Raw genomic sequence first — 23226 nt, 5'->3', positions numbered from 1 at the left:
AGGGCGAGCAGCAGCGCCCCGTGAAGGGCCTCTTCGAGACCACGGCGCGGATGTTCCGCAAGTAGTCCCCGCGCTCGCGCGCAGAACGTCGGCTGAGAGTGCCCGCCGTCCCCCGAGGGCGGAGGGCGGCTGCTCTCAGCCGACGTTCTGCGTGCGGGCTCCGGCTAGCGGCGCGAGGGCCGGCGCCGCACGGTCAGTGCGAGAGCTCCCGCTTGCGAACACGTCGCCTGGTCGGCGTCGGAGCCTTCGGTCCCTTTTCGACCGTCTCCGGGAACACGCGCCCACCGATCGCTGCCTCTCGATCAGGCGCTACGCTCCGGCATCCCGCTGCTCCTTCTCGGACGTCAGAGCGTCGATCCCGTTCTCGTGCCCGATACAGCTGGCGACCGTGTCCGGATCGATGCCCAGCGCAGAGCGGACCTCTTGTCCGGCGCTCTGCTGTTCAGTCGTGGCCTCAGGGAACGTTGAGTAATAGGCGTCACTGAAATCGGCCGAGTCGGCCATCGTGTTGAGAGTGGACATCTCGGCGAGGTAGGAGCCGCGGATCGTCGCGATCTGCTCGGAGACATCGATCGGCCAGTGGTAGGACGAGTCGTCCCGGAGCGTGAGTGTCCGTCTTGTCAGATCGAGCCGAGCGGATGCCGCGGCGTGCACGCCGGAAGGGTCCGGGTCGCCACCGTTCAGAAGCTCGTCCTCGCCGGAGGAGAGGGCGTCGCTCAGGTTCTTGATCGCGATGTCGTTGGGGCAGACGAGATCGAGACAACGGGACGCCGCTTGTGCGGTGTCGAGCTCGACGAACGCAGGTGTCGCGGGCGCCGCAGGTGCAGGGGTCGTCGACTCGACCGGAGCTCCTGCGGGCGCGGAAGCCGTGCAGGCAGTCAGGAGGAGCGTTGCCGCACTAGGAGTGCAGGGAAAAGGGCTTCACGCACGGCGGCTACTCCGGGGTCGCCGAGCAGAGCGCCGACGCGAAGGCCCCGGTGCTGGTCTGCTCGGCGATGACTTCGCCGTCGAGGGTGATCCGGCAGCTGATCTCGCCTTCGTCGTCGATGCCGTTCGAGGCGGTCAGCGTGAAGCTCTGGAAGGTGAAGTCGCCTCCGGTCTGGACCTGCAGCTCCTTCGTGAAGGGGAGCGCCTGGCCAGTGGCCTGCTCGGAGCCGGAGGTTCCTCCGTCGTAGGTCGACCAAGTGATGGAGGCCGCGGTAGCCGCGCCGGTGACCTCATAGACGAGAGTGCGCGGCACGGCGGCGGCCTCGGAGCTCTCGGCCTGCGCGGTGGCGATCGCGTTCGAGACGCCGCTCGCGAATCCGGCCGTGTAGACGACGGCGAGGATGATCGAGAGGACCAGCGCGATCACGTTGAGGACGGTGCCGGCGATGGCTGTGCCGCGAGAGCGGCCCTTGAGGAAGAGGCCGATGATGCCGAGGACGAGTCCGATGAAGGCGAGGAAGCCCGAGGCGTAGTTGACGATCGGGATGAGGGCGCCGATGAGCGCGAGGATTCCGATGATGAGGGAGGCGAGGCCCAGCCCGTTGCCGGTCTTCTTCGGAGCGGAGGGGGCGGAGCCGGAGAATACGGCGGGGTTGAACTCGGTCATCTGCGGAGTATGTCAGAGGCTGACAGGCAGCTGAGAATCCAGAGAGCGCTATTACCGAGAGATGTCGTCCCGCCTGTGTTGACCCCGCTATCTCTATATAGGTAGCGTCGCTCCCGTGCAGCCACTCCCTCGCCTCACCCCGGCCACCGCCGACGTCCTCCGGACCCTCCTCGACTCCGACGGCCCCACCTGGGGCATGGTCGTGATCAAGGCCACTGGGCGACCGGCGGGCAGCGTCTACCCGATCCTGGAGCGGCTCGAGGGAGCGGGCTGGGTGGTCTCGGAGTGGGAGGCGGCGAGCGAGCGGAGCGGCCCGCGTCGCCGGCTCTACGAGCTGACCGCGGAGGGCGCCCCGGCAGCCCGGGCCGCTATCGAGCGGATCCGATCGACCGCGCGGACGGCGCCGCGAGCGGCGGGGGCGACCGCATGAGCGCCCTCCTGCGGCTCCTGTCGCTGCTCCTGCCCCCGCTCGCCCGGGAGCGCTATCTCGAGGAGTGGCGTGCCGACCTGGCCGGGGCCGCCGAGCTGGGCCTGCCCCGTCGCGGCGTCGTCCTCGGAGCGCTCGCCCTGCTCGTGAGCGTCGACCGCGACCTGCCCGCGCACACCGGCGAAGCACGGGGCACCCTCCCGCGCCGCCTCGCCCGCCGCGGACTCGCGCTCTTCGCCGCGGCCGCCCTGATGCTCAGCGGCATCGCGCTGACCGGCGGCGGGATCGTCCCCGAGCCGGGTGCCGCCTCCGCCTCCGCCCTGGCCGCCGTCGGAGCCGTGCAGACCGCGGTGCTCGTCGCCGCCGTCGCGGTCGCGGTCCTCGGCGCGCTCCTCCTTCTGGGCGCCGCCGCCTCTGCCCGCACGCTGCTCGCGCGGATCTCCCTGGTCGCCGCCGTTGTCGGCCCGGTGCTCACCGCGGCCGGCCTCCTCCTCCCCGGACCCCTCGCCCTCGTCGGCTTGCCCGTCTCGCTCGCCGGCCTCGTCTGCGGCGTGATCGTCATCGGCGGCTCGCGGACCATCGCCCTCGCGCCGCGGACCGCGACCCGCGCCCAGCGCCTCCCCGTCGCCCTCGCCGGCCTCGCACTCGTGGCGGGCGTCACGGTGGTGGGCGCCGTCGACCTGCTGGTCTGGAATCCGCAGGCGAAGGTCCCGGGCGTGGCACTGACGGAGATCTACGCGACCATGGCCGAGCGCGACGGCTTCGAACTCGGCTCCCACGCGATCTGGGTCACCGGGTGGGCCGCGTTCTGGACGGCCGCCGCGATCGTCGTGACGGTCGGCGCCCTGGTCGGCCGGAGGTCGCCGCTCACGCCGCGGCGGATCGCGGTGCTCATGCTCGCCCTGGTCGCCGGTGCCGTCGTCTTCCGCTTCTTCGCCGGGTTCGGCTTCGGGATGTCGGTCGCCGACACCTTCGTCACCTCCGGCGGCGACGGCTCCCTGGTCTCGGCGGTCCTGCCGCCGCTCGGACAGCTCGCGCTCGCCGGCGCCGCGATCGCAGTGGGCTGGGCGCCCCGGGCCGCACGGCCGACGGCGGCCTCCGCGGCCTGACCGTGCTCGTGCCGGAGGAGGGGATCCGTCCGGGCGGCTCGGGATCTGCGAGTACGGGGCGGCCCGCCGACGGTCGTCCCTTCGGCGACGTACCGGGTCCGGTTCTGTCCACAATGTAGGAAGGATTCGTCCGACCGGCTCCGGATCCGCGAGAACAGGCTGCTCGGACGACATCCTTCCCCCGTATGAACCGGATCGGCCGAGAGGCCCCTCGGAACAGCCCCTCGCCCGCTGGCCGAGCGGGCGCCCGCGGCAGGATCGTGTCCACAACTCAGGAAGGATTCGTCCGGGTGGCTCCGGATCCGCGAGAACGGGTCGCCGGATCGACGTTCCTCCTGAGTTGTGAACAGGGTCGGTCGCGGAAGGCTCCCCGAAGCGGCCGACTATCGGAGGGCTTCGGCGAAGCCCGGCGCAGCACCAGGTCCGGTTCTGTCCACAACGTAGGAAGGAATCGTCTGGGCGGCTTCGGATCCGCGAGAACAGGCTGCTCCGCCGACATCCTTCCTCCGTTGTGAACCGGATCGGCCGAGAGGCCCCTTGAAACTGCCCCTCGCCCGCTGTCCGAGCGGCTTCCGCGGCGTGACCGTGTTCACGACGGAGGACGGATCCGTCCGGGCGGCTCCGGATCCGCGGGAACAGGCCGCAGCATCGACGTTCTCACTCCGCTGTGGCCAGGACCGGCTCATTCCCCAGCGACGGAGCGCCGGCCTACTCCAGCCGCCGCAGGAAGCGGGCAGGCTGGTCGAGGAAGCCGCGCCAGGTCCGCACCAGGTCGAGGTCGTCGTAGCGGCAGGGGCGCAGGCCCGTCTCGTCGAGCTCGTAGAGGTCGGCTCCGGGGAGGGCGGCGAGGATCGGCGAGTGCGTGGAGAGGACGACCTGGGAGCCGTCGGCGACCAGGTCGCGCAGCTGCCCGATCAGGGCGAGGCAGCCCGACACCGAGAGGGCGGACTCCGGCTCGTCGAGGAGCCACAGCCCGCTGATCCGGGAGCGGTTCGCCACGATGTCGAGGAATGACTCGCCGTGGCTCCGCTCGTGGTACCCGCCGTCGATCCCCACCTCCTCCAGGTAGCTGAAGAAGCCGTGCATCGTCTCGGCTCGGAGGAAGAAGCCGCGCTTGGACGCGCCGGCCCCGCGGACCAGCTGGAGGTGCTCGGCCAGGTCCGACTCCGAGACGCGGGAGGAGTGCATCGCGCCCGTGGATCCGCCCTCCGCGTTCAGCCCGTAGGCGAGGGCGACCGCCTCGAGCAGCGTCGACTTGCCCGAGCCGTTCTCGCCCGTGATCACTGTCACCGGGCCGAGGTCCCAGCCCTCGGCCAGCACCTGCCGCACCGGCGCGAGCGTCGCGGGCCAGCGTGCGAGGTCGGCGGGATGCTCGGGGCGGGCCTGCACGCGTCGCACCGGGAGGGTCGAGAACACCCGGTCAGTCAAGCAGGTCGACGCTCCAGCCGGCTTCGGCCAGCGCGCGGGCCGTGTCGGCGCGGGGGGAGTAGGGGAGGTCGTCGGCGCCGACCACGCGGTAGTCGGTGTCGCCGGGGCCGACCCAGAGGACGGAGTCGGACGGGCCGGCCCGGCGCAGAGCGGCGCGGACGGCGTCGGCCGGCTCCGCGATCTCGAGCACCTCGCAGCGCTCGACGCGGCGGGCGCCGTCGACCAGGGCGCGGCGGATGCGCGCCGGGTCCTCGAAGCGCGGGTGGTGGTCGGTGACGATCACCAGGTCGGCGCGCTCGGCAGCGGCCCGGCCCATCGGCGCGCGCTTGCTCGGGTCGCGGTCGCCGTCGGCGCCGAGGAGGACGAGCACGCGGCCGGGCGTCACCTCGCGGAGAGCGTCGACGGTGCGCGCGACCGAGTCGGGGGTGTGCGAGAAGTCGAGGAACACCCGCGGCCCGTCGGCCCCGGACACGAGCAGCGTCCGCCCGGGCACGGTGACGTCGATCCCGGAGCCGATCGCCGCGGCGACGAGGTCGCGCGAGTGCCCCGCCTCGATCAGCATCACCAGCGCGAGGGCGGCGTTCGAGGCCATGTGGCGTCCGAGGAGCGGGACGGAGGTGGTCGTCGACCAGCCGTCGCGGGCGGTGAGCCGGAAGCGGGTGCGGTCCACCGCGGTCTCGAGCACGTCGATCCGCCAGTCGGCTCCGTCCCCGGCTGAGAGCGTGACGACCGGGACCGAGGCCTCGCGGGCGACCCGGCGCCCCGCCTCGGTGTCGACGACCACCACGCTGCGGCGGCTCCGCTCGGGCGTGAAGAGGCGCTGCTTGGCGCGGAGGTACTCGTCCAGGTCGCCGAAGTCGTCGAGGTGGTCGTGGCTGAGGTTGGTGAAGCCGGCGACGTCGAGCACGATCCCCTCCACCCGCGAGCGCACGAGCGCCTGAGCGCTGACCTCGATCGCCGCCGCCTCGACGCCGTCCTCCGCCATCCGGGCGAGGAGCGCGTGCAGCTCGGAGGCCTCGGGCGTGGTGAGGCGGCTGGCGACCACGTGGTCGGCGCTGCGGCGCTCGGCGGTGGAGCTCAGCCCCGAGACGACGCCCAGCTGCCGGAGCACCGCGTCGAGGAGGTGCACGGTGCTGGTCTTGCCGTTGGTGCCCGTCACGCCGAGGAGCACCGGTCCGCTCCTCGTGCCGTAAACCTGCGCGGCCACCGGGCCGAGGGCGGTGCGGGGGTCGTCGCTGAGCAGGACAGGCAGTTCGGAGGCGCGGGCCTCGTCGAGCCCGCCCGCGTCGGTGAGCACGGCGACCGCGCCCGCTGCCGCCGCGGCGGCAGCGAATCGGGCCCCGTGGCTCCTCCTGCCGGGGAGCGCGGCGAAGAGGGCGCCGGGGGCGGCCTCGGTGTGCGCGACGGTCACGGCGGTGATGCGGACGTCGGAGCCGTCGCCGTGGAGGCGGAGCCGATCGCTCGCGAGGTCGGCGAGCGCGACGCCGGCGGCGTGGAGCGGTTCGAGGAGCCGGAACACCGGCATGCGGGCCTCCTGCGGGGCGGGCGGGGCGGCGTCGCCGGGAGTCCGCGGGCGCCGCCGGGCGACCGGAGGGGGGAGGGCCGAACGACCCCTGCCTCAGCCTGCGCGACGCTCCCCCCGATCGGGGAGGCCCTTGCCACCGCCCGCCCGGGGCGCTACCCGCCTCCGCCCGCGCGGGGCGCTAGCCGCCTCCGCCTACTGCCGCGAGAACGCCTCCTGGTACAGCGCCGCGAGCTCGGGGGAGCTCTCGCCGCTGAGCCCGCACGTCAGGATCGTGTCGCCGTCGGCCGCGACCAGGTAGTCGACCCCGGTCTCGAAGACGATCGGCGCCCCGTCCACCGCGGTCTCCCTGCCCTGGGTGACCGTGACGCCGTCGCCGACCTCGCCCGCGTAGCGTTCGAGCACGTGCAGGGTCACGGTGCTCCCGTCGATCGAGCGGACCTCCGCCCGGAACGCGAGCTGAGCGGGGGCCAGCGCGGCGGCCGTCACCGGCGAGCACGCCGCCATCGGCCCGCCCGTGCTCGGCAGGATCAGCGTCGAGGTGCTGCCCCCGCCCACCCCGAGCGCGAAGGGCAGCAGGAGGGAGGCGGCGGCCCCGGCGCTCAGCGCGCCGACTCCCACGATCAGCCAGGGGGACCGGCGGCGGGAGTGCACCGTCCGCGCGCCCTCGCCGGTGGCGGCGGCGATCTGCTCGGCGAGCTCGTCGCGGTCCAGCGCGGGGAGGCTCCGCGCGGGGTCGACCGTGCGGAGGAGGCGGCGGACGTCCTCGTCGTCGGTTCCGGTCATCGGAGTCCCCCTTCGGGCGAGTGCGGGTCGATGGAGTCGTAGAGCTCGGCGAAGCGGCGCCGCGCGCGGTGCAGGCGGATCGAGACGGCGTTCGCCGTGACTCCGAGGACCGCGGCGATCCCGCGGACGTCGAGCTCCTCCCACGCCCAGAGGCGCAGCAGCTCGGCGTCCTGCTCGCGCATCCGGGCGAGCACGAGGCGCACGGTCTCCTCGGCGCCCGAGGCCTCGCCCTCGTCGATCTGCACCTGGGGCGGATCGACGACCGCGATCCGCTGGGCGAGCATCACCTGGCGGCGCTGCATCCGCCGGGCGTTCTGCAGCTGGAGCCGGGCGACGCCGATCGCCCACGGCACAGGATCGTCCTCGGGGACGTCGGCGCTGCGGCGCCAGAGCACCGAGAGCGTCGCGGCGAGCACGTCGTCGGCGGTGGCGGAGTCGGTGCGCCGCCAGAGGTAGCGGCGGACGGGATCGGCGACCGCGGCGGCGACCGCGGCGAACCGGTCGGGACCCGCGAGGGGAGCTGGCATGTGCCTCATGCTCCCTCCTGTCCGGGATCGGCGCACATCTTTCACCGGCGCGCCGGGCGGGACTCCGCGCTCTCCCAGCAGCGCGGGCGCGCGGGTCGGCACTCAGCGCCTCGAGGCGCTCACGAACTCCAGCCACCCGGCCACGAACGGCTCGATGTCGTCCACCTCGTCCAGCGCGAGAGCGTCCAGATCGACTCCGCGGCACTCGAGCGTGAGGACGTGCCCCCGCACCCACGCGGCGGCGCGCACGGCCCCGGCTCCCTCCCAGACCTCGAAGGGCTCCGGAGCCCCGTCGACCGGGATCTCCGTGATCCGCGTGGGCGCGGGCAGCGCCTCCGGCTGCACGAACGAGACGGGCGCCTCCTCCCGGCAGCAGAGCAGCGCGACGTCGTGCCGCGGATCGCCGAGGGTCGTGCGGATCTCGACGGAGGGGCCCGCCCCGCCCGGCACCGCGTCGTCGGCGAGGAACGAGAGCCCCCGCGGGCCGCCGGTCAGCGCCCATTCCGCCAGCAGTCGCGGACCCCTCCAGCCCGAGACCGCCCAGAGCGGGAGATCGCCGAACGACCCGCGGATCCGCGCGACCCGCTCGGCGAGGTGCGCGGAGAACTCGTCCTCGCCGAGACGCCGCGCACCGTCCATGGCCCGATCGTAGGTCGGGTGCCGCGGCACGGCCAGACCCCTCGCTACTGTGAACCTCGACCCCCGCCTCCCTTCCCCGCCGAGGAGCCCCATGCCCATCTGGACCCTGCACGGAGACGGCCGCACCGTCGAGCCCGGCGCCGTCGTCGCCCCGGGCGAGCGGCTCGCCTGGCCGGCCACGATCGCCATCGGCATCCAGCACGTCGTCGCCATGTTCGGGGCGACGTTCCTCGTGCCCGTGCTCACCGGGTTCCCGGTCGCCACGACCCTGCTCTTCTCCGGAGTCGGGACGCTGCTGTTCCTCCTGATCACGCGCAACCGGCTCCCCAGCTACCTCGGCTCGAGCTTCGCGTTCATCGCGCCCGTCACGGCCGCGACCGCTGTCGGAGGGACGGGGTCGGCGCTCGCCGGAGTCGTCGCCGTGGGCCTGCTCCTGGCCGCCGTCGGCGTCCTCGTGCAGGTCGTCGGCCTCGGCTGGATCGACAGGCTGATGCCCCCGGTCGTGGCCGGCGCGATCGTGGCCCTGATCGGGTTCAACCTGGCTCCGACCGCGTACCTCAGCTTCAAGCAGGCGCCGATCACCGGGACGATCACGCTCGCCGCGATCATCCTGTCGAGCGTGTTCCTCCGCGGCTTCCTCGGCCGCGTCTCGATCTTCCTCGGCGTGGTCATCGGCTACGTCGTCGCCCTGCTGCGGAACGAGATCGACTACTCCGCGGTCGGTGCGGCCGACTGGTTCGGCCTGCCGCCGTTCACCTTCCCCGACTTCGCCTCCGGATCCACGTGGTCGGGCATCGCGATGTTCCTGCCGGTCGTGCTCGTCCTCATCGCCGAGAACGTCGGACACGTCCGCGGCGTCGCGACGATGACCGACGCCTCCGCCAACGCCAGTACCGGCCGGGCGCTGATCGCGGACGGCGTGGCGACCACCCTCTCCGGCGCCTTCGGCGGCTCCGGCACCACGACCTACGGCGAGAACATCGGAGTGATGGCCGCCACCCGCGTGTACTCGACGGCCGCCTACTGGGTCGCCGGCGTCACCGCGATCCTGCTCAGCCTCTCGCCCAAGGTCGGCGCCGTCTTCAACTCGATCCCGGCCGGAGTCCTGGGCGGCGCGACCACGGCGCTCTACGGCCTCATCGGCGTGATCGGCATCAAGATCTGGATCGACAACCGCGTCGACTTCTCGCGCCCGGTCAACCAGTACACCGCCGCGGTCTCCCTCGTGATCGCGATCGCCGGCTTCTCGTTCTCCTCCGGCGGCTTCGAGCTCGGCGGCATCGTCCTCGGCGCCGGCGCCGCCCTCGTGATCTACCACCTCGGCAACGCCATCGCCCGCTGGCGCCGCACCGGCGCCGACGACGGCGGCCCGCTCCCCGCCATCGGCCAGCTCGGCGGCGACCCGCAGGACCGCTGACCGCGACCTGCACGCTCCCCGCGGCGTCCCGGCGTCCGCCGGAGCGGTCCCGGCACGCGCATCGGAGCGGTCTCGACGTCCGCACCGGAGTGGTCCGGCACGCACAACGGAGCGGTCCCGGCACGCACACCGGAGCGACGCACGCGTTTACCACGTTCGGGGCAGTCCGCAACCCGGTGCGCTCCCAGGCGGCTCCCGCCTAACGTCGAGCGTGACGACCGCAGCAGCGGAACGCCGCACACCGAGTGAGACAGCAAGGAGCACCACCGTGCCGCAGATCATCGAGACCGTCGACGTCAACGTCCCCGTGTCCGTCGCCTACAACCAGTGGACCCAGTTCGAGGAGTTCCCGCGCTTCCTCGACGAGGTCGAGTCGATCCAGCAGGTCACCGACACCCTCACCGTCTGGAAGGTGAAGGTCGGCCCCGTCGAGCGCGAGTTCGAGGCGAACATCACCGAGCAGCACCCCGACGAGCGCGTCGCGTGGAACAGCACCGGCGGCGAGACCGACCACGCGGGCGTCGTCACCTTCCACAAGCTCTCCGACACCGAGACCCGCGTCACCGTGCAGCTCGACTGGGAGCCCAAGGGCTTCCTCGAGACGCTCGGCTCGCTCGTCGGCGCCGGCAGCCACGCCGTGAAGAAGGACCTGAACAACTTCAAGGAGTACATCGAGAAGCAGGGCACCCCCGACGGTGCCTGGCGCGGCGACGTCGAGGCCTGAGCCGTGACCGACGCAGCCGCCTCGTCCGAGGGCGAGAAGAAGGCGAACGGTCTCGGCGACGACGAGACCATCCCGCACTCCGAGGACGGGCTGGCGGTGGGGGTCTCCGGAGACTCGCACTTCAACCCCGAGGAGGACGCTCCTGCGGAGGAGCCCTCCGAGAGCTGACGCTCTCCTGCCGGGAGCCCGACCGCTCCCCTCCGCGAGATGCCATTTGTGCACGCGACACGCCGCGAGGCGTGCGCACAAGTGGCACCTCGCCGTTGGGCCCCTAGCGCCAGGCGCGTGTGTACTGCGGCGGCACCGGCAGGTCCGCGCCGAGCTCGTGCGCCATCCGCACCGGGGCGTTCGGGTCGCGCAGCAGCTCGCGGGCGAGCAGCACGACGTCGGCGTCGCCGTTCGCGACCACGCCCTCCGCCTGCTCGGCCGTGGTGATGAGTCCCACGGCGCCGACCAGCGCACCGGTCGCCTTCCGCAGGTCGCGCGCGAACGGCACCTGGTAGAGCGGCGCCACCGGGATGCTCGCGTGCACGAGTCCGCCGGTCGACACGTCGAAGAGGTCCACACCCTCGGCGCGCGCCCACTCCGAGACGGTGATCGTCTCCTCCAGCGTCCACCCGCCCTCGGCCCAGTCGGTCGCGGAGAAGCGGACGAGCAGCACGAGCTCCCCGATCTCGGCGCGGACCGCGCGGACCACCTCGAGCAGCAGGCGCGCCCGGTTCTCGAGCGAGCCGCCGTAGGAGTCCTCTCGAGTGCTCGAGAGCGGCGACAGGAACTGGTGGAGCAGGTACCCGTGCGCGGCGTGCAGCTCGATCACGTCGAAGCCGGCGTCCGCGGCGCGGCGGGCGGAGTCGCGGAACGCCTCGACGAGGCCGGGCAGCTCCTCCGCGGCGAGCTCGCGCGGCTCCGCGTAGCCCTCGAACGCGACGGCCGAGGGAGCGACGGTCGGCCAGCCGCCGTCCCCCAGCGGCACGGATCCGCGTCCGCTCCACTCGCGGTAGGTCGACGCCTTCCGGCCGGCGTGGGCGAGCTGCACGCCCGCGAGCGCGCCCTGCCCGTGCACGAAGTCGACGATCGGGGCCCAGGCGTCGCGCTGCTCGTCGTTCCACAGCCCGGTGTCCCAGGGGCTGATCCGCCCCTCGGGGACGACGGCGGTGGCCTCCGCGATGACGACGCCCGATCCTCCGCGCGCGATCCCGCCGAGGTGCACGAGGTGCCAGGGGGTGGGCACGCCGTCCTGCGCCTCCACCGAGTACTGGCACATCGGCGCCGCCCAGAGGCGGTTGCGGGCCGTCCTCGAGCGGAGGGTCAGCGGCTGGAACAAGGCGGTGTCGGTCATGTCTCTCCTGTCGTGCTTCCCCGCGAGATGCCACTTCGGTACGCGACACGCCGCGGAAGGCGTACGCAAGTGGCATCTCGCGGAGGGGGTCACGTGCTCCAACCGGGAGGAGAGCCCGGCTATGCCCGGATCAGCGCGGCCAGGTCGACCCGGGCGCGTCCTGCCAGACGGTGCTCGGCGGAGCCAGCGACTCCAGCTCCTCGAACAGCGCGTCGGGGATCTCGAGCGCGTCGTCGGCCACGAAGGAGTCGTAGTGCTCGGCGGAGGTGGCGCCGACGACCGTCGTCGTCACGCGGGGGTCGCGGGTCGAGAACTGCAGCGCGGCGGCGGCGAGCGGCACGCCCGCCCGGTCGCAGGCCGCTCCCATCGCCGCGACGGCGTCGACGATCTCCCGCGGCGCCGGCTGGTACGCGTAGGAGGCGACGGGCTCCGGCCAGCGCGCGAGCGCGCCTCCGCCGTAGACCGCCGCGTTGACCACGATCACGCCGCGGTCGACGGAGGCGTCGATCAGCTCCTCGGAGGAGCGGTCGACCAGCGTGAAGCGGTTGTGGGTGATCACCGCATCGAACAGGCCGGTGTCGACGTAGTGGCGCAGCATCGGTGCGGGTCCGCCTGAGATCCCGATCGAGAGGGCGACGCCCGCCTCCTTCATCGCGATGAGCGCACGGACCGGGCCGTCCTCGGCGAAGGCCTCGTCGTACGAGATGCGCTCCGGATCGTGCAGGTAGAGCAGCGGGAGGACGTCCATCCCGAGGCGCTCGCGGCTCTCGTCGAGGCTGCGGCGCATCCGCTCGGCCGAGTAGCTGCCGGTGCTCGGGTCGCGGTCGAGCTTGGTGACCACGGTGATCCCCTCGGGGACGCCGCCGCGGGCCTGCAGGGCCTCGCCGATCAGGCGCTCGCTGTGGCCGCCGGCGTACTCGTTGGAGGTGTCGACGACGGACACGGCCCGGGAGGAGGCGTCGGAGTCGAGGACGCGCTCGAGGGCCGGCACCCGGTCGAGGTCGGCGACGCGCTCGGGGCGCCAGGAGGTGCCGAGGGTCAGCCGGGTGACGGTGGCGCCGGACGGGCCGAAGGGCCGGAGGCGGGAGGACTGCGGAGTCATCCGCTCAGCCTGGCAGCGCCGGGGCCGTCCCCGCATCCCGCGGAGGATGAACGCTCAGTGGACGAGGGTGCTCAGCCGGACCACGCCGAAGCCCAGGAGCGTCGGGGCGAGCGTCCCGGAGCAGCGGTGGGCGATCCAGAAGACGGTGACCGAGCGGAGCGGCGCGGCCGCCTCCGAGGTCGACGACGTGACCTGCTCGACGGGATCCGTCCGCGGGGCCTTCCGCTGGGCTCGACGACCGGCGGCGGACCGGGCCGAGGCCACCCTGACGGCCGGGACGCGGGCCGGTGGTGCCGCCTAGGCTCGGCGCGTGACCGTCGAAACCGCCGCCGCCGACTCCTCCGCCCGCTCCGCCGTCCTCGACGCTCTCGCCACTCCGGCGCTGGTGCTCGACGAGGCGGTGCTCGACCGCGACATCGCCGCCGTCGCCGCGGCGGCCCGTGGGCGGGGCCTGGCGCTCCGCCCTCACGCCAAGACGCACAAGTCGCTCGAGATCGCCCGGCGCCAGCTCGCCGCGGGGGCCGTCGGGCTCACCGTCGCGACCGTGTCGGAGGCGGAGGTGTTCGCGGCGGGAGGCGTGCGCGACCTCTTCATCGCCTACCCGCTCTGGCTCGACGCCGAGCGTGCCGGCCGCCTCCGCCGCGTCCTCGCGAGCGCCCGCGTGCGGGTCGGCGTCGACTCGGCGGAGTCGGCCGAGCGCCTGGCCGCGGCCCTGCCCGAGCGCGAGGGGCTCGAGGTCGTCGTCGAGATCGACTCCGGCCACCACCGCAGCGGCGTGCTCCCCGCCGAAGCCGGCCTGATCGCCGCGGCCGCCGTCTCGGCCGGACTCGACGTCGCCGGCGTCTTCACCTTCCCCGGCCACAGCTACGCGGCGGGCAACGGAGCGGCGGCCGCCCGCGACGAAGCCCGCGCGCTCGCCGAGGCGGTCGCGTCGCTCGCGGCGTCCGGAGTCGACGCCCGCGTCGTCAGCGGAGGGTCGACCCCCTCGGCCGCGTTCGCCGACTCCTCGGTGCTCACGGAGCTGCGCCCCGGAGTCTCGGCCCTCGGCGACGCCCAGCAGTGGGAGATCGGCACGATGGCGGCCGAGGACATCGCCGTCACCGTCCTCGCCACGATCGTGTCCCGCCGCGGCGACCACCTGATCGCCGACGCCGGCAGCAAGGTGCTCTCCTCCGATCGCGGCGCGGCCTCGAGCGGTTTCGGCCGCCTGCCGGAGCACCCGGAGGCGCGCATCCCGGTGCTCTCGGAGCACCACGCGACGATCACCGGGGTCGACCTTCCGCTCGGGACGCGCGTCCGGATCGCGCCGAACCACGTCTGCGTCGCGGTGAACCTGGCCGACGAGTACCACGTCCTCCTGCGCGACGGCGGCGGCGCCGTCTGGCCCGTCGACGCCCGCGGTCGGAACAGCTAGGCGATCCGCGAGCGCGGGATCCGCGGGCCGAGCAGCGCGCTCGCCGCGAGCAGCGCGAAGGCGGAGGCGAAGGCGGCGGTCGGCGACGCGGCGTCGGCGAGAGCGCCCGCGAGCAGCGGCCCGATCACGCCGCCCAGGTCGGACGCGGCCTGGAACACCGAGACCGGCTTGCCGCCTCGCTCGCCCGCCGCGTCGCCGACCAGCGCGCCCGGGGCCGTGCCCATGAAGGCGGCCGCCGCTCCGTAGACGCAGAGCAGCACGACGAGCAGCCACAGCTCCGAGACGAACGGCATCGCCAGCATCGCCACCGCCGCGACGGAGAAACCGCCGATCAGCGCCGGGCGCCGGCCGACCGTGTCGACGAAGCGGCCGGCCGGAGCGAGCGCGATCGTCTGCACCACCGCGGCGATCGCGAAGGCGATGCCCGTCCAGGCGGGCTGCCCGCCCAGGCCCTCGACGACCAGCACGGGGACGAGCGTCGCGCGGACGCCCATCGCCGACCAGCCGAGGGCGAAGTTCGCCAGCACTGCGCTCTGGTAGCGGCGGTCGCGGGCCACGTCGCGCAGCGGCTTCGTCCGCACCGCGGCGGACGGCGCCGCGTCGCGCTCCGGCCGCTGCAGCAGGATCAGCCCGACGAGCCCCGCGATCGCGAGCGTGCCGGCGTAGAAGAAGAAGGGGGCCGTGAGCGAGATCGCCGTGAGCACGCCGCCGACGGCGGGCCCCGCCATGCCGCCGAGCAGGAAGCCGCCCTGGTAGAAGCCGATCGAGCGGCCGCGCCGCTCCGGGCTCGCGGTGCGCAGGAGGAGCGTCATCGCCGCGACGGAGAACATCGCGGAGCCGATGCCGCCGACTCCGCGCAGCAGCAGGAGGTGCGGGTAGTCGGAGGCGAAGCCGACGAGCGCCGAGGAGAGCGCGACGATGCCGATGCCGACGGCGAGCACGACCCGCTCGCCGAACCGGTCGACCAGCGGCCCCACGAACGGATTCGCGACCAGCCGCATCAGCGCGAACGCCGAGACGACCGCGCCGACGGCGGTGTAGTCGACGCCGAAGCTGCGCACGTAGGTCGGCAGCACCGGCACGACCACGCCGAACCCGAGCATCACGAAGAAGGCGACGACCCCCAGCACGAGCACGTCCCGCGGCAGCCGCTCGCTGTCTCGGGAACGCCAGGGGAATCGCACCTGTCGACGCTACCCCCTGCCGCGGGCCCCGCCCGACCCCGGAGGGGAACCCGCCGGGCAGCACGCCGGACGCGCCTGTCGGAGCCGGACCGCGCCGCGGCGCCGGTCGGCGAGCTCGGACCGGATACGGTCCTTCGATCCGTTCCGGAGGAGCCTGGTGCGCCGGGAGCGGACCGGGACGGGCCCTCGACCGACAGGAGACCCGTGAGACGCACCACAGCTGTGCCGGCCCTGCTGGCGACCACGCTCCTCCTGACCGGGTGCGGGGAGCCGGGAGGCGTGCAGGAGGCCGCTCCCTGCGTCCCGCTCGAGCGCACGTGGAACGACGACGCGCCGGAACTCGATCCCGTTCTGCGTCCACCGTTCCGCGAAGCCCTCGAGGGCTTCGACGAACGCTCCTCGAACTCGATCGCGTCCGACGCTGCTCGTCTCGCCACCACGAATCTGTTCTCCGCGATCTCCGGGGATCGACGAGCGAGCGAGTACTTCTGGAACGCCATGGACCTGATCGGCCGCGAGTGCGCCGAGGCGGGAGTCCCGCTGTCGTTCGACCACCACGGCGAGCAGCTGACCACGGGGAGCGGCGCCGACCACGGGCGCCCGCCCTGGGTGGTCGATGCGCCGTCTCAGCCGGCGAGCGGCACGATCGAGCCGATGATCCCGGAGTAGCTCGCGTAGTAGAGGACGCCGTCGCGGTGGAGGACGCCGAGGCCGGGGTAGCTCTCGTCCGGCCCGTCGGGTCCGTCGAGATAGCCGGGAACCGCGGCGTCGTCGGCGGTGAACCCGTCGGCGAGGAGCGCGTCGCTCCGCTCCGGCCACTCCGCGTCGGGGACCGCCAGCTGCCCGACCACGACCGAGACGTCGCCCTGGCCGGTCCACCGGCAGAGCACCCCGTCCTCGGCGATCTCCTGCACGACGGGGTAGTCGACGTCGTACGCCGTCGCCTCGGGCGCGAGGGCGAGACCGTCCTCGGCGAGCGACGACTCCTCCTCAGCGGTGAGCAGGTCCTCGCAGGGGAGCAGGGCGGTGGCCGGGGTCGCGGTGGGCCGCGGAGTCGCGCTGCCGGCGCTCGCGGTCGGCACGGCACTGCTCGTCGTCGGCGCGCTCGAGACCAGCGGTGGAGCGGTCGTCGGGCCCGTCCCCTCGCCGCCGCTCCCCGTGCAGCCGCTCAGCGCGAGCAGGCCCGCCGTGCAGGCGAGGAGCGCGCCCGCGCCTCTCGTGGTCGTCGTCCGGATCATCGCGAGCCCCCTCGTCCCGGCGGCCGCGTCGCCGCCCCTCGATCCTCTCCTCCGCTCTCGCCGGCTGTCCACCGCCCCCGGGCCGGCGCCGAGGACTACCGCTTCGGCCCCGCGCCGATCGCCCAGACCCGCGGCGGCACAGTGCCGTTGACCGCGTGGTCGCCGACGATCCGCGCCTTGAACACCCACGGGTTGTGGCTCGCAGCGGTACGGGCGTTGCGCCAGTGCCGGTCGAGGTTCTTGCGGGTGCTCACCCCGGAGGCGCCGAGCGCGTCGAAGAGGTCGGAGGTCGCCCGGGTGGCCAGCTGCGTCAGCACGATCTGGGCCTGCGCCGTCTCGAGCTCGGCGAGGTCGTTCTGCCTCTCGTCCTCGAGCGGGTCGCCGTCGAGGGCCGCGTCGTGAGCCCGCTGCAGCGCGACCGCCGCGCGCTCCACGATCGCCGCTCCCGCGTAGGCGGCGGCCGAGACCTGCCCCACCACCTGCAGGATCTGCGGATCCGCCGCGAACGACTCGGCGTTCCCGTGCGAGAAGATCCGGGTCCGCGCCCGCACCTCGGCCGCGATCTCGCGCTCGGCCCCCGCGATCGAGCCCGCCAGCACGGCCAGCAGCACCGCCTGGTAGAACGCGGTCTGATAGCGGAACCGGGTCTCGAAGTCGATCACGTCCTCGGCCGCGACCACCGCCTCCGTGAAGGTGCTCGTCCCCGAGCCGGTGGTGCGCTGGCCGAAGCCGTCCCAGTCGTCCGCGTGCTCGACGCCCGCCTGGCGCGCGTCGACGATCGCGATCACCTTCTGGCCGGTGTCGGTGCGCTGGGCGAAGGTGTCGATCCAGTCGGCGAACACGCTGCCGGTGGAGTAGTACTTCGTGCCGGTCACGGTGAACCGCGTCGGGTCGCCCTCGACCGGAGCGACCTTCGTCAGCACGTCGCCGATCGCGACCGCGCCGATCTCGGTCCAGGCGTTGCCGCCGAGCTCGCCGTCGGCGAAGCGGCGGAGCCAGCGCTCGCGTGTCCCGTCGGTCGCGAGCAGCCGGTCCTCGACCAGGGCGAAGTGGCCGCGGAGCGCCTGCGGGAGGTTGGAGTCGGCGGCTGCCAGCTCCGTCAGCAGGCGGAACAGCTGGGGGAGGCTCGCGCCGGCCCCGCCGGACTCCAGCGGCACGCGCACCGCGCCGAACCCTGCCTCCGCCAGCGCTCGGATCTGCGCGACCGGCAGCTCGCGCGCGCTCTCCCGCGCCGCCGCTCCCGCCGCGATCTCGGCGAACAGCGGTCGGAACCGCCCCGCCAGCTCCTCGTAGTCCACCTCGGGCACGGCCCGCACGTCGGTCGCGGTCATCATCGGCTCCTGTTCCGCTGCGCCCACCCCGGGCGGCTCGTGCTCGACGCTAGGGGAGGAGCCCGGTCCGCGGTCCGCCGGTGACCGGCCGTGACGCCCGGTGTCCCTCCGTGACGCCCGGTGTCCCTCCGTGACCTCCGGTGTCCCTCCGTGACGCCCGGATCGGGGAATGCCCCGCGCCCTGATCTGTTGGCCCAGGGGATGTCCTCCACCACTCCCGTCCCCCCGTCCGACTCCCGCAGCGCCCTCGTCGTCGGCGCGACCGGCATCGGCGGCTCCGCCCTCGTCGACCTGCTCACCGAGCAGGGGTGGCCGGTGACCGCCCTCTCGCGCCGCCCGATCGACGCGCGCCCCGGCGTCACTCCGCTCGCCGCCGACCTGCGCTCCTCCGAGGACCTGGCCCGCGTGCTCGCCGACCAGCGCCCCACGCACGTCTTCTTCACCGCCTGGTCGCGCCAGGCGACGGAGGAGGACAACATCGCGGTCAACGGCGGCATGGTCCGCGACCTCCTCGCCGCGCTCGCGCACGCTCCCGTCGAGCACGTCGCGCTGGTCACCGGCCTCAAGCACTACCTCGGCCCGTTCGAGGCGTACGGACAGGGCGCGATGCCCGACACCCCGTTCCACGAGGAGGAGGAGCGCCTGGACGCCCCGAACTTCTACTACGCGCAGGAGGACGAGCTCTTCGCCGCAGCCGAGCGCGCCGGGTTCACCTGGTCGGTGCACCGCTCGCACACGGTCATCGGGCACGCCGTCGGCAACGCGATGAACATGGGTCTGACCCTCGCGGTCGCGGCGTCGATCCACCGTGCCGAGGGCACCCCGTTCGTCTTCCCCGGCTCGCTCACGCAGTGGAACGGACTCACCGACATGACCGACGCGACGATCCTCGCCGAGCAGATGCTCTGGGCGTCGACGTCGGAGGCGGGCCGCGACCAGGCCTTCAACGTGGTCAACGGCGACGTCTTCCGCTGGCGCTGGATGTGGACCCGGATCGCGGAGCACTTCGGCGTCGAGCCGGTCGGCCCGGGTGAGGAGCCGCAGCCGCTCGAGCAGCAGATGGCCGGTGCCGAGCCCGTCTGGCGGCGCCTCGTCGACGAGCACGGGCTGATCGAGCCGGACCTCTCCCGGGTCGCCTCCTGGTGGCACACCGACGCCGACCTCGGCCGGAACCTCGAGGTCGTCACCGACATCGGCAAGTCGCGCCTGGCCGGCTTCACGGCGTTCCACCGCACCGTCGACTCGTTCACGGCGCTCTTCGACCGCTACCGCGCGGAGCGCCTGATCCCCTAGCCCGTCGGCGCTCATCCGTCGCCGCTCCGTCGTCCGCCGGACACCCGGCCGACACCCCTCGTCTCCCCGCCGTGCCTAGCGTCACGGCATGGCGGCGAGCGGATGATCGAGCGGGTGGACCCGTTCCTGGGGACGGAGGCGACCGCGCTCCCGGAGCCGACCGGGCTCGCGGCGACGTGGTGGTCGCCGAAGCCGCAGATCGGCAACACGCACCCCGGTGCCACGTACCCCCTCGGCATGGTGTCCGCGTGCTCGTACTCGGGCGCCTACCCGACCGGGTACGGCCGCTACGACCTGGCGCTCGAGGGCGTCCCGCCGACGCTCCACGACGGTCTCGAGGCGAGCGGCTTCACCCACTTCCAGCAGTCCGGCACCGGCGCGATCCGCAAGTACTACAACTACCTGCGGGTCACGCCGATGCTCGAGCCGCTCGACGAGCTCGGCCGCAGCTGGGCTCTCGAGGACGAGGTGGCGGAGCCCGGCTACTACGCCGCGACCCTCTCCTCCGGCGTGCGGGCCGAGCTCACCGTCGGGCCCGCCTCCGTCGTGCACCGCTACACCTTCCCGGAGCATCGCAGCGCCCGCGTGGTGGTCGACCTCTCTCTCGGGGGTCTGGCGATCCCGAGCGGAGCGACGGTCCCGCTGCGGGCGCAGCTGCACTCGATCTCGCCCGGGGTCGCGGCCGGCGAGGTCGTGATGGAGGGAGCGCCGCTCGCGGTGCACCTGGAGTGCGACGCCCTGCAGTGGCGCCAGATGCTCTGGTACGACCGTCGGCTGATGCCCGGCGGGACCAGGCTCGATTTCGACCACATCCGTCCCACCACGCTGCGCCCCTTCGGGCTGATGTGGGCGGGACCCAGCACGGCCGGGCAGACCGTCGAGCTCCGGATGGGCTTCTCGCTGCGCGGCACCGACCGCGCCCGCGAGAACCTGCACCGCGACGTGCCTCCCGCGGGCACCGGATTCGACCAGCGCCGCGATCGCACCCGCAAGACGTGGCGCAAGCGCCTGCGCACGATCGCGGTCGACACCCCGTCCGCCGAGCGGGAGACGGTCTTCTCGACCGCGCTCTACCACTCGCTCATCAAGCCGTGCCTCGCGCCCTCCGAGAGCCCCTTCTGGCCGACGGACGGGCCCTTCGTCTTCGACATCAGCACGATGTGGGACATCTACCGCACCCAGCTCCCTCTGCTCACGATGCTCCTGCCCGACCGCGCGGTCGAGATCGCGGCGGCGCTCCTGACCATCTGCGAGGAGGAGGGCAACTTCCCGATCGGCTACCGGATGGCCAAGGGCAGCGACCGCTTCTCGCGCCAGGGCAGCGCCCTCGCGCACACTTTCCTCGCCGACCTCTGCCGGCTGGGGCTGCCCGGGATCGACTGGGACGCCGCTCTCGTGCACATGAGCGAGGACCTCAAGCGGATGTACGGGGAGGAGTTCCTCGCCGCGGGGGAGGCGCATCCGATCAGCCACACGCTCGACCTGGCTCACGGCTACTGGTGCACCGCCGTCGTGGCCCGCCATGTCGGCGACCTGGAGCTCGCGGAGCAGCTGGAGGAGCGCGCCGCGCAGTGGGTGAACGCGTTCGACCTGCGCTCCGGCCTGCTCAAGGATTCGACGTACTACGAGGGCACCCGGCACAACTACTCCTTCCGCCTGCTGCACGACATGGCCGGGCGCATCGCCCTGAGCGGAGGAGACGAGGGCTTCGTCAACCAGCTGGACGAGTTCTTCGGCTTCGGCGCCGAGCCGGTCGTCCAGCCCGGGCTGCGCCCCGAGCGGAGCGAGATGCTCGCGGGAGCCGAGCTCGGACGCTTCGAGGGGCTCAACAACGAGCCCGACATGGACTCGCCGTGGGCGTACCACTACGCGGGCAGGCCCGACCGGACCGCCGAGATCGTGCACGGCGTGCTGCACCAGCGGTTCGGACCGGGCCGGGGCGGCCTGCCCGGGAACGATGACTCCGGGGGCCTCAGCTCCTGGTACGTGTGGGCGAGCCTCGGGCTGTTCCCCGTCGCCGGGCAGGGCCTGGTGCTGATCAATGCGCCGAGCTTCGCGCGCGCCTCGGTGGCGATCGGAGGGGCGGACCTCGAGATCCGGACCACCGGCTTCGTCGAACCCGGGCCGGGCGGGCCGGTCCAGTACGTGCAGTCGGCCGAGTTCGACGGGGCGCCCCTGACGGCGAGCGTCCTGACCGCGGCCGCCCTCCACCGCGGCGGCGAGCTGCTCCTGCACCTCGGCCCGGAGCCCTCCGACTGGGGGACCCTGCCCGAGCACCGCCCGCCCTCGTGGCCGGCCCGCCGGCCCTGACGGCCCGCGACCACCTCCTCCGCGACCACCTCCGCGTCCGGCCTCCGCCGCCGCACCCGACCGACGACCCCTGAAGGAGACCCATGGACCAGAGCACGCACGCGAGCACCGTGCAGAACAGACTCGTCATCGTCGTCCGCGCCGATCCGGTGATCTGCGGGCACTCCGTCGAGGCGCGCAACCTCGCCGAGACCGCCCGGGAGCGCGGGTTCGACGAGGTCCGCATCGTCACCTGGCCCATCGACCGGCTCGAGGCCGCCGGCCTCCCGCTCAAGCCGCTCGACGCCGTGCTGCCCTACAGCGACGGCATCGTGGTGGAGCGTCCGGAGCCCGTGGGCGACTACAAGGTCCCGGACGGCCGCTGGCTGGCCGGGATGACCGGGCGCCTGATCGAGCTCTTCACGGACGGCGTCCCGACCGTGTGCCTCTCGCTCTACCTGAGCCCGCACACGCTCGTCGTGGCCGACGCCCTCCGTGCCGCGTGGAGCACAGGCCTCCCGGTCGACGTCACGACGATCGCGGAGGCCGTCGGCTCCGACGTCACCAACGTGGTCCGTCGAGCGGTGGAGGAGGGCCGCCTGGGCGCCGCCGCGCACATCCTCTCCTCCTACCTCTCGCAGGACCACTGCGTCGCCGTCTCGGAGTACACGCGCGACCTGATCATCGAGGAGGCGGAGCGCGTCGACGCGGCCCACGGAACCCGCTTCGCCCCGCAGTGCCGGGAGCGCATCGCCGTCTCCTACCCGGCGATCGACGCGGACGCCTACCTCGATCTCGATCCCGGCGTCGTCGAGGAGGTCGTGCGGGCGCGCGGACTCCGGACCGACGGGTACGTCCTCTTCCTCTCCCGGCTGACCGAGGCGAAGGGCGTGGAGGACCTCATCACCGGCTACGAGCGCAGTGCCGTCCACGAGCGCCACGAGCTCGTCATCGCGGGTCGCGGTCCGCAGGAGGCGGAGCTGCGCCGCATCGCGGCCGCCTCGCCGCTGGCGCACCGCATCCGCTTCCTCGACGACGTCGGCGACGCGGAGAAGCCCTACCTGATGGCGGGATGCGCGGCGTTCGTGCTGCCCAGCAAGCCGCGGCCCGAGTTCGTCGAGACCTTCGGCATCGCGCTGGCCGAGAAGATGCTCGCCGGTGGCGGGCCGATCATCACCACGCTGACCGGCGGCATCGGCGAGGCGATCGGCGAGCACGCCTTCGTGACCCCGGTCGACAGCCCGGACACGATCGCCGCGCTCCTCGACCACGCCGTCCTCGAGCTCAGCGCCGACGACCGCGCACGCCGCGCGGCAGCCGCTCGGGAGTACGCCCTGCAGTTCGATCGACGGGTCGTGTTCGACCGCCTCTTCGCCCGGCTGGTGCGGCCCGCTGTGGCGACGGCGGCGCTCTAGCGGCGGGAGTCCGGAGAGGCCGTCGCTGCGGCGCCCCTCGCGATGAGCACGTCCGGCGACAGCTGGTGGCGCACGAAGTGGAGGGTGAAGCTGCGGCGGTCTCCTCCGGAGACCCGCTCGGCGAGGACGCGGATGCCGAGGACGGCGACGACGCGCCACTGCTCGGTCTCGTGGGAGACGACGGCGCAGAAGAGGTCGCCCGGGCGCACCTCGTCGACGGTGGTGGTGAGGCTGTTCGTGCCGTGGGTCATCTGGCCGCTCCTGGTTCCGGCGGACCTCGCGGACGGCGCTTCGGGTGCGCCGCGCAGCCGTCCGCCGGTCGCTCGAGAGGGGGGCCCGAGCGGCCGGCGGCCGGTCATGCGTGCGACAGCAGGGACGAGCCCGCCGGAACGACCCCGTGCCGCACGAGCAGTGTAGGACTGCGACCCTGACCGTGGCGCGGAATGTC

The 23226-nt window shown here is 73.4% G+C and carries 24 protein-coding genes; 10 read left to right on the top strand and 14 right to left on the bottom strand.

Annotated features, from left to right (window positions below; genetic code table 11):
• Nucleotides 1-309: 309 nt before the first annotated feature.
• Nucleotides 310-654 carry a hypothetical protein gene (locus C5C24_RS13400; protein ID WP_104305198.1) on the bottom strand — a complete coding sequence of 115 codons (345 nt, stop codon included), beginning with the start codon at nt 652-654 and terminating at the stop codon, nt 310-312.
• Between the two features lie 280 nt (nt 655-934).
• Nucleotides 935-1594, bottom strand: coding sequence for an MmpS family transport accessory protein (locus tag C5C24_RS13395; protein ID WP_104280948.1), 660 nt, complete (start codon nt 1592-1594; stop codon nt 935-937).
• 115 nt (nt 1595-1709) lie between these two features.
• Here C5C24_RS13395 and C5C24_RS13390 point away from each other — a divergent pair, with 115 nt between their 5' ends.
• Nucleotides 1710-2024, top strand: a complete 315-nt coding sequence (locus C5C24_RS13390; protein WP_104305197.1) for a PadR family transcriptional regulator — start codon at nt 1710-1712, stop codon at nt 2022-2024.
• The gene (locus C5C24_RS13385) at nt 2021-3130 is read left to right on the top strand and encodes a hypothetical protein (RefSeq protein ID WP_104305196.1); all 1110 of its coding nucleotides are present in this window, start codon (nt 2021-2023) and stop codon (nt 3128-3130) included. The genes C5C24_RS13390 and C5C24_RS13385 overlap by 4 nt, the downstream gene beginning before the upstream one ends.
• Before the next feature lie 708 nt (nt 3131-3838).
• Here the strand turns inward: C5C24_RS13385 and C5C24_RS13380 are convergent.
• The 5 genes from C5C24_RS13380 to C5C24_RS18050 form a co-directional block, all read right to left on the bottom strand.
• Nucleotides 3839-4546 (bottom strand): AAA family ATPase, encoded by a 708-nt coding sequence (locus C5C24_RS13380; RefSeq protein ID WP_258065247.1) that lies wholly within the window; start codon nt 4544-4546, stop codon nt 3839-3841.
• A gap of 4 nt (nt 4547-4550) precedes the next feature.
• Nucleotides 4551-6083 (bottom strand): Mur ligase family protein, encoded by a 1533-nt coding sequence (locus C5C24_RS13375; RefSeq protein ID WP_104305195.1) that lies wholly within the window; start codon nt 6081-6083, stop codon nt 4551-4553.
• Nucleotides 6084-6275: 192 nt separating this feature from the next.
• Complete coding sequence (locus tag C5C24_RS13370) at nt 6276-6866, bottom strand: hypothetical protein (protein WP_104280951.1); 591 nt, start codon at nt 6864-6866, stop codon at nt 6276-6278.
• The gene (locus C5C24_RS13365) at nt 6863-7393 is read right to left on the bottom strand and encodes an RNA polymerase sigma factor (RefSeq protein ID WP_104305194.1); all 531 of its coding nucleotides are present in this window, start codon (nt 7391-7393) and stop codon (nt 6863-6865) included. The genes C5C24_RS13370 and C5C24_RS13365 overlap by 4 nt, the downstream gene beginning before the upstream one ends.
• 102 nt (nt 7394-7495) lie before the next feature.
• A complete protein-coding gene (locus C5C24_RS18050; protein ID WP_181135538.1) occupies nt 7496-8032 on the bottom strand; it encodes a hypothetical protein in 537 nt (178 codons plus the stop codon).
• A gap of 91 nt (nt 8033-8123) precedes the next feature.
• Between C5C24_RS18050 and C5C24_RS13355 the strand changes: the two genes are divergently transcribed.
• The 3 genes from C5C24_RS13355 (at nt 8124) to C5C24_RS18045 (ending at nt 10341) form a co-directional block, all read left to right on the top strand.
• The gene (locus tag C5C24_RS13355; RefSeq protein ID WP_104225956.1) at nt 8124-9449 is read left to right on the top strand and encodes a uracil-xanthine permease family protein; all 1326 of its coding nucleotides are present in this window, start codon (nt 8124-8126) and stop codon (nt 9447-9449) included.
• A gap of 268 nt (nt 9450-9717) precedes the next feature.
• Nucleotides 9718-10173 (top strand): SRPBCC family protein, encoded by a 456-nt coding sequence (locus tag C5C24_RS13350; RefSeq protein WP_104224157.1) that lies wholly within the window; start codon nt 9718-9720, stop codon nt 10171-10173.
• Between the two features lie 3 nt (nt 10174-10176).
• Complete coding sequence (locus tag C5C24_RS18045) at nt 10177-10341, top strand: hypothetical protein (protein WP_181110014.1); 165 nt, start codon at nt 10177-10179, stop codon at nt 10339-10341.
• Nucleotides 10342-10444: 103 nt separating this feature from the next.
• Here C5C24_RS18045 and C5C24_RS13345 read toward each other — a convergent pair whose 3' ends face one another.
• The 3 genes from C5C24_RS13345 to C5C24_RS13335 all read right to left on the bottom strand — a co-directional run bounded on the left by C5C24_RS13345 (nt 10445) and on the right by C5C24_RS13335 (nt 12878).
• Complete coding sequence (locus tag C5C24_RS13345) at nt 10445-11512, bottom strand: NADH:flavin oxidoreductase/NADH oxidase (protein WP_104305193.1); 1068 nt, start codon at nt 11510-11512, stop codon at nt 10445-10447.
• 130 nt (nt 11513-11642) lie between these two features.
• Nucleotides 11643-12614, bottom strand: a complete 972-nt coding sequence (locus C5C24_RS13340; RefSeq protein ID WP_181110016.1) for an aldo/keto reductase — start codon at nt 12612-12614, stop codon at nt 11643-11645.
• Between the two features lie 54 nt (nt 12615-12668).
• The gene (locus C5C24_RS13335) at nt 12669-12878 is read right to left on the bottom strand and encodes a hypothetical protein (RefSeq protein WP_104305191.1); all 210 of its coding nucleotides are present in this window, start codon (nt 12876-12878) and stop codon (nt 12669-12671) included.
• A 46-nt stretch (nt 12879-12924) separates the two neighbouring features.
• Between C5C24_RS13335 and C5C24_RS13330 the strand changes: the two genes are divergently transcribed.
• Nucleotides 12925-14028, top strand: a complete 1104-nt coding sequence (locus tag C5C24_RS13330) for an alanine racemase (RefSeq protein ID WP_104305190.1) — start codon at nt 12925-12927, stop codon at nt 14026-14028.
• Here the strand turns inward: C5C24_RS13330 and C5C24_RS13325 are convergent.
• Complete coding sequence (locus C5C24_RS13325) at nt 14025-15212, bottom strand: MFS transporter (protein WP_258065246.1); 1188 nt, start codon at nt 15210-15212, stop codon at nt 14025-14027. The genes C5C24_RS13330 and C5C24_RS13325 overlap by 4 nt on opposite strands.
• A 204-nt stretch (nt 15213-15416) precedes the next feature.
• Between C5C24_RS13325 and C5C24_RS13320 the strand changes: the two genes are divergently transcribed.
• Nucleotides 15417-15881, top strand: a complete 465-nt coding sequence (locus C5C24_RS13320; RefSeq protein ID WP_146082622.1) for a hypothetical protein — start codon at nt 15417-15419, stop codon at nt 15879-15881.
• Here C5C24_RS13320 and C5C24_RS13315 read toward each other — a convergent pair.
• Together C5C24_RS13315 and C5C24_RS13310 are read right to left on the bottom strand one after the other, a co-directional pair.
• The gene (locus C5C24_RS13315) at nt 15839-16450 is read right to left on the bottom strand and encodes a hypothetical protein (RefSeq protein ID WP_104305188.1); all 612 of its coding nucleotides are present in this window, start codon (nt 16448-16450) and stop codon (nt 15839-15841) included. The two genes, C5C24_RS13320 and C5C24_RS13315, sit on opposite strands and share 43 nt — an antisense overlap.
• 95 nt (nt 16451-16545) lie before the next feature.
• Nucleotides 16546-17781 (bottom strand): acyl-CoA dehydrogenase family protein, encoded by a 1236-nt coding sequence (locus C5C24_RS13310; protein WP_104305200.1) that lies wholly within the window; start codon nt 17779-17781, stop codon nt 16546-16548.
• Nucleotides 17782-17982: 201 nt separating this feature from the next.
• Between C5C24_RS13310 and C5C24_RS13305 the strand changes: the two genes are divergently transcribed.
• The 3 genes from C5C24_RS13305 (at nt 17983) to C5C24_RS13295 (ending at nt 22778) form a co-directional block, all read left to right on the top strand.
• Nucleotides 17983-19074 (top strand): SDR family oxidoreductase, encoded by a 1092-nt coding sequence (locus C5C24_RS13305; RefSeq protein ID WP_104305187.1) that lies wholly within the window; start codon nt 17983-17985, stop codon nt 19072-19074.
• 114 nt (nt 19075-19188) lie between these two features.
• Nucleotides 19189-21384 carry a glycoside hydrolase domain-containing protein gene (locus C5C24_RS13300; protein WP_258065244.1) on the top strand — a complete coding sequence of 732 codons (2196 nt, stop codon included), beginning with the start codon at nt 19189-19191 and terminating at the stop codon, nt 21382-21384.
• A gap of 83 nt (nt 21385-21467) precedes the next feature.
• On the top strand, nt 21468-22778 hold the full coding sequence (locus C5C24_RS13295) for a glycosyltransferase (RefSeq protein ID WP_104280961.1): 1311 nt from the start codon (nt 21468-21470) through the stop codon (nt 22776-22778).
• Here the strand turns inward: C5C24_RS13295 and C5C24_RS13290 are convergent.
• Nucleotides 22775-23029, bottom strand: coding sequence for a hypothetical protein (locus C5C24_RS13290; protein WP_104276602.1), 255 nt, complete (start codon nt 23027-23029; stop codon nt 22775-22777). The two genes, C5C24_RS13295 and C5C24_RS13290, sit on opposite strands and share 4 nt — an antisense overlap.
• Nucleotides 23030-23226 lie beyond the last annotated feature (197 nt).

This window comes from Rathayibacter sp. AY2B3, from assembly GCF_002931755.1.
In the GTDB taxonomy this organism is placed as follows: Bacteria; Actinomycetota; Actinomycetes; order Actinomycetales; family Microbacteriaceae; genus Rathayibacter.
The sequence above is the reverse complement of the archived record's forward strand: the minus strand, read 5'-3'. Positions and strand labels throughout refer to the sequence as shown.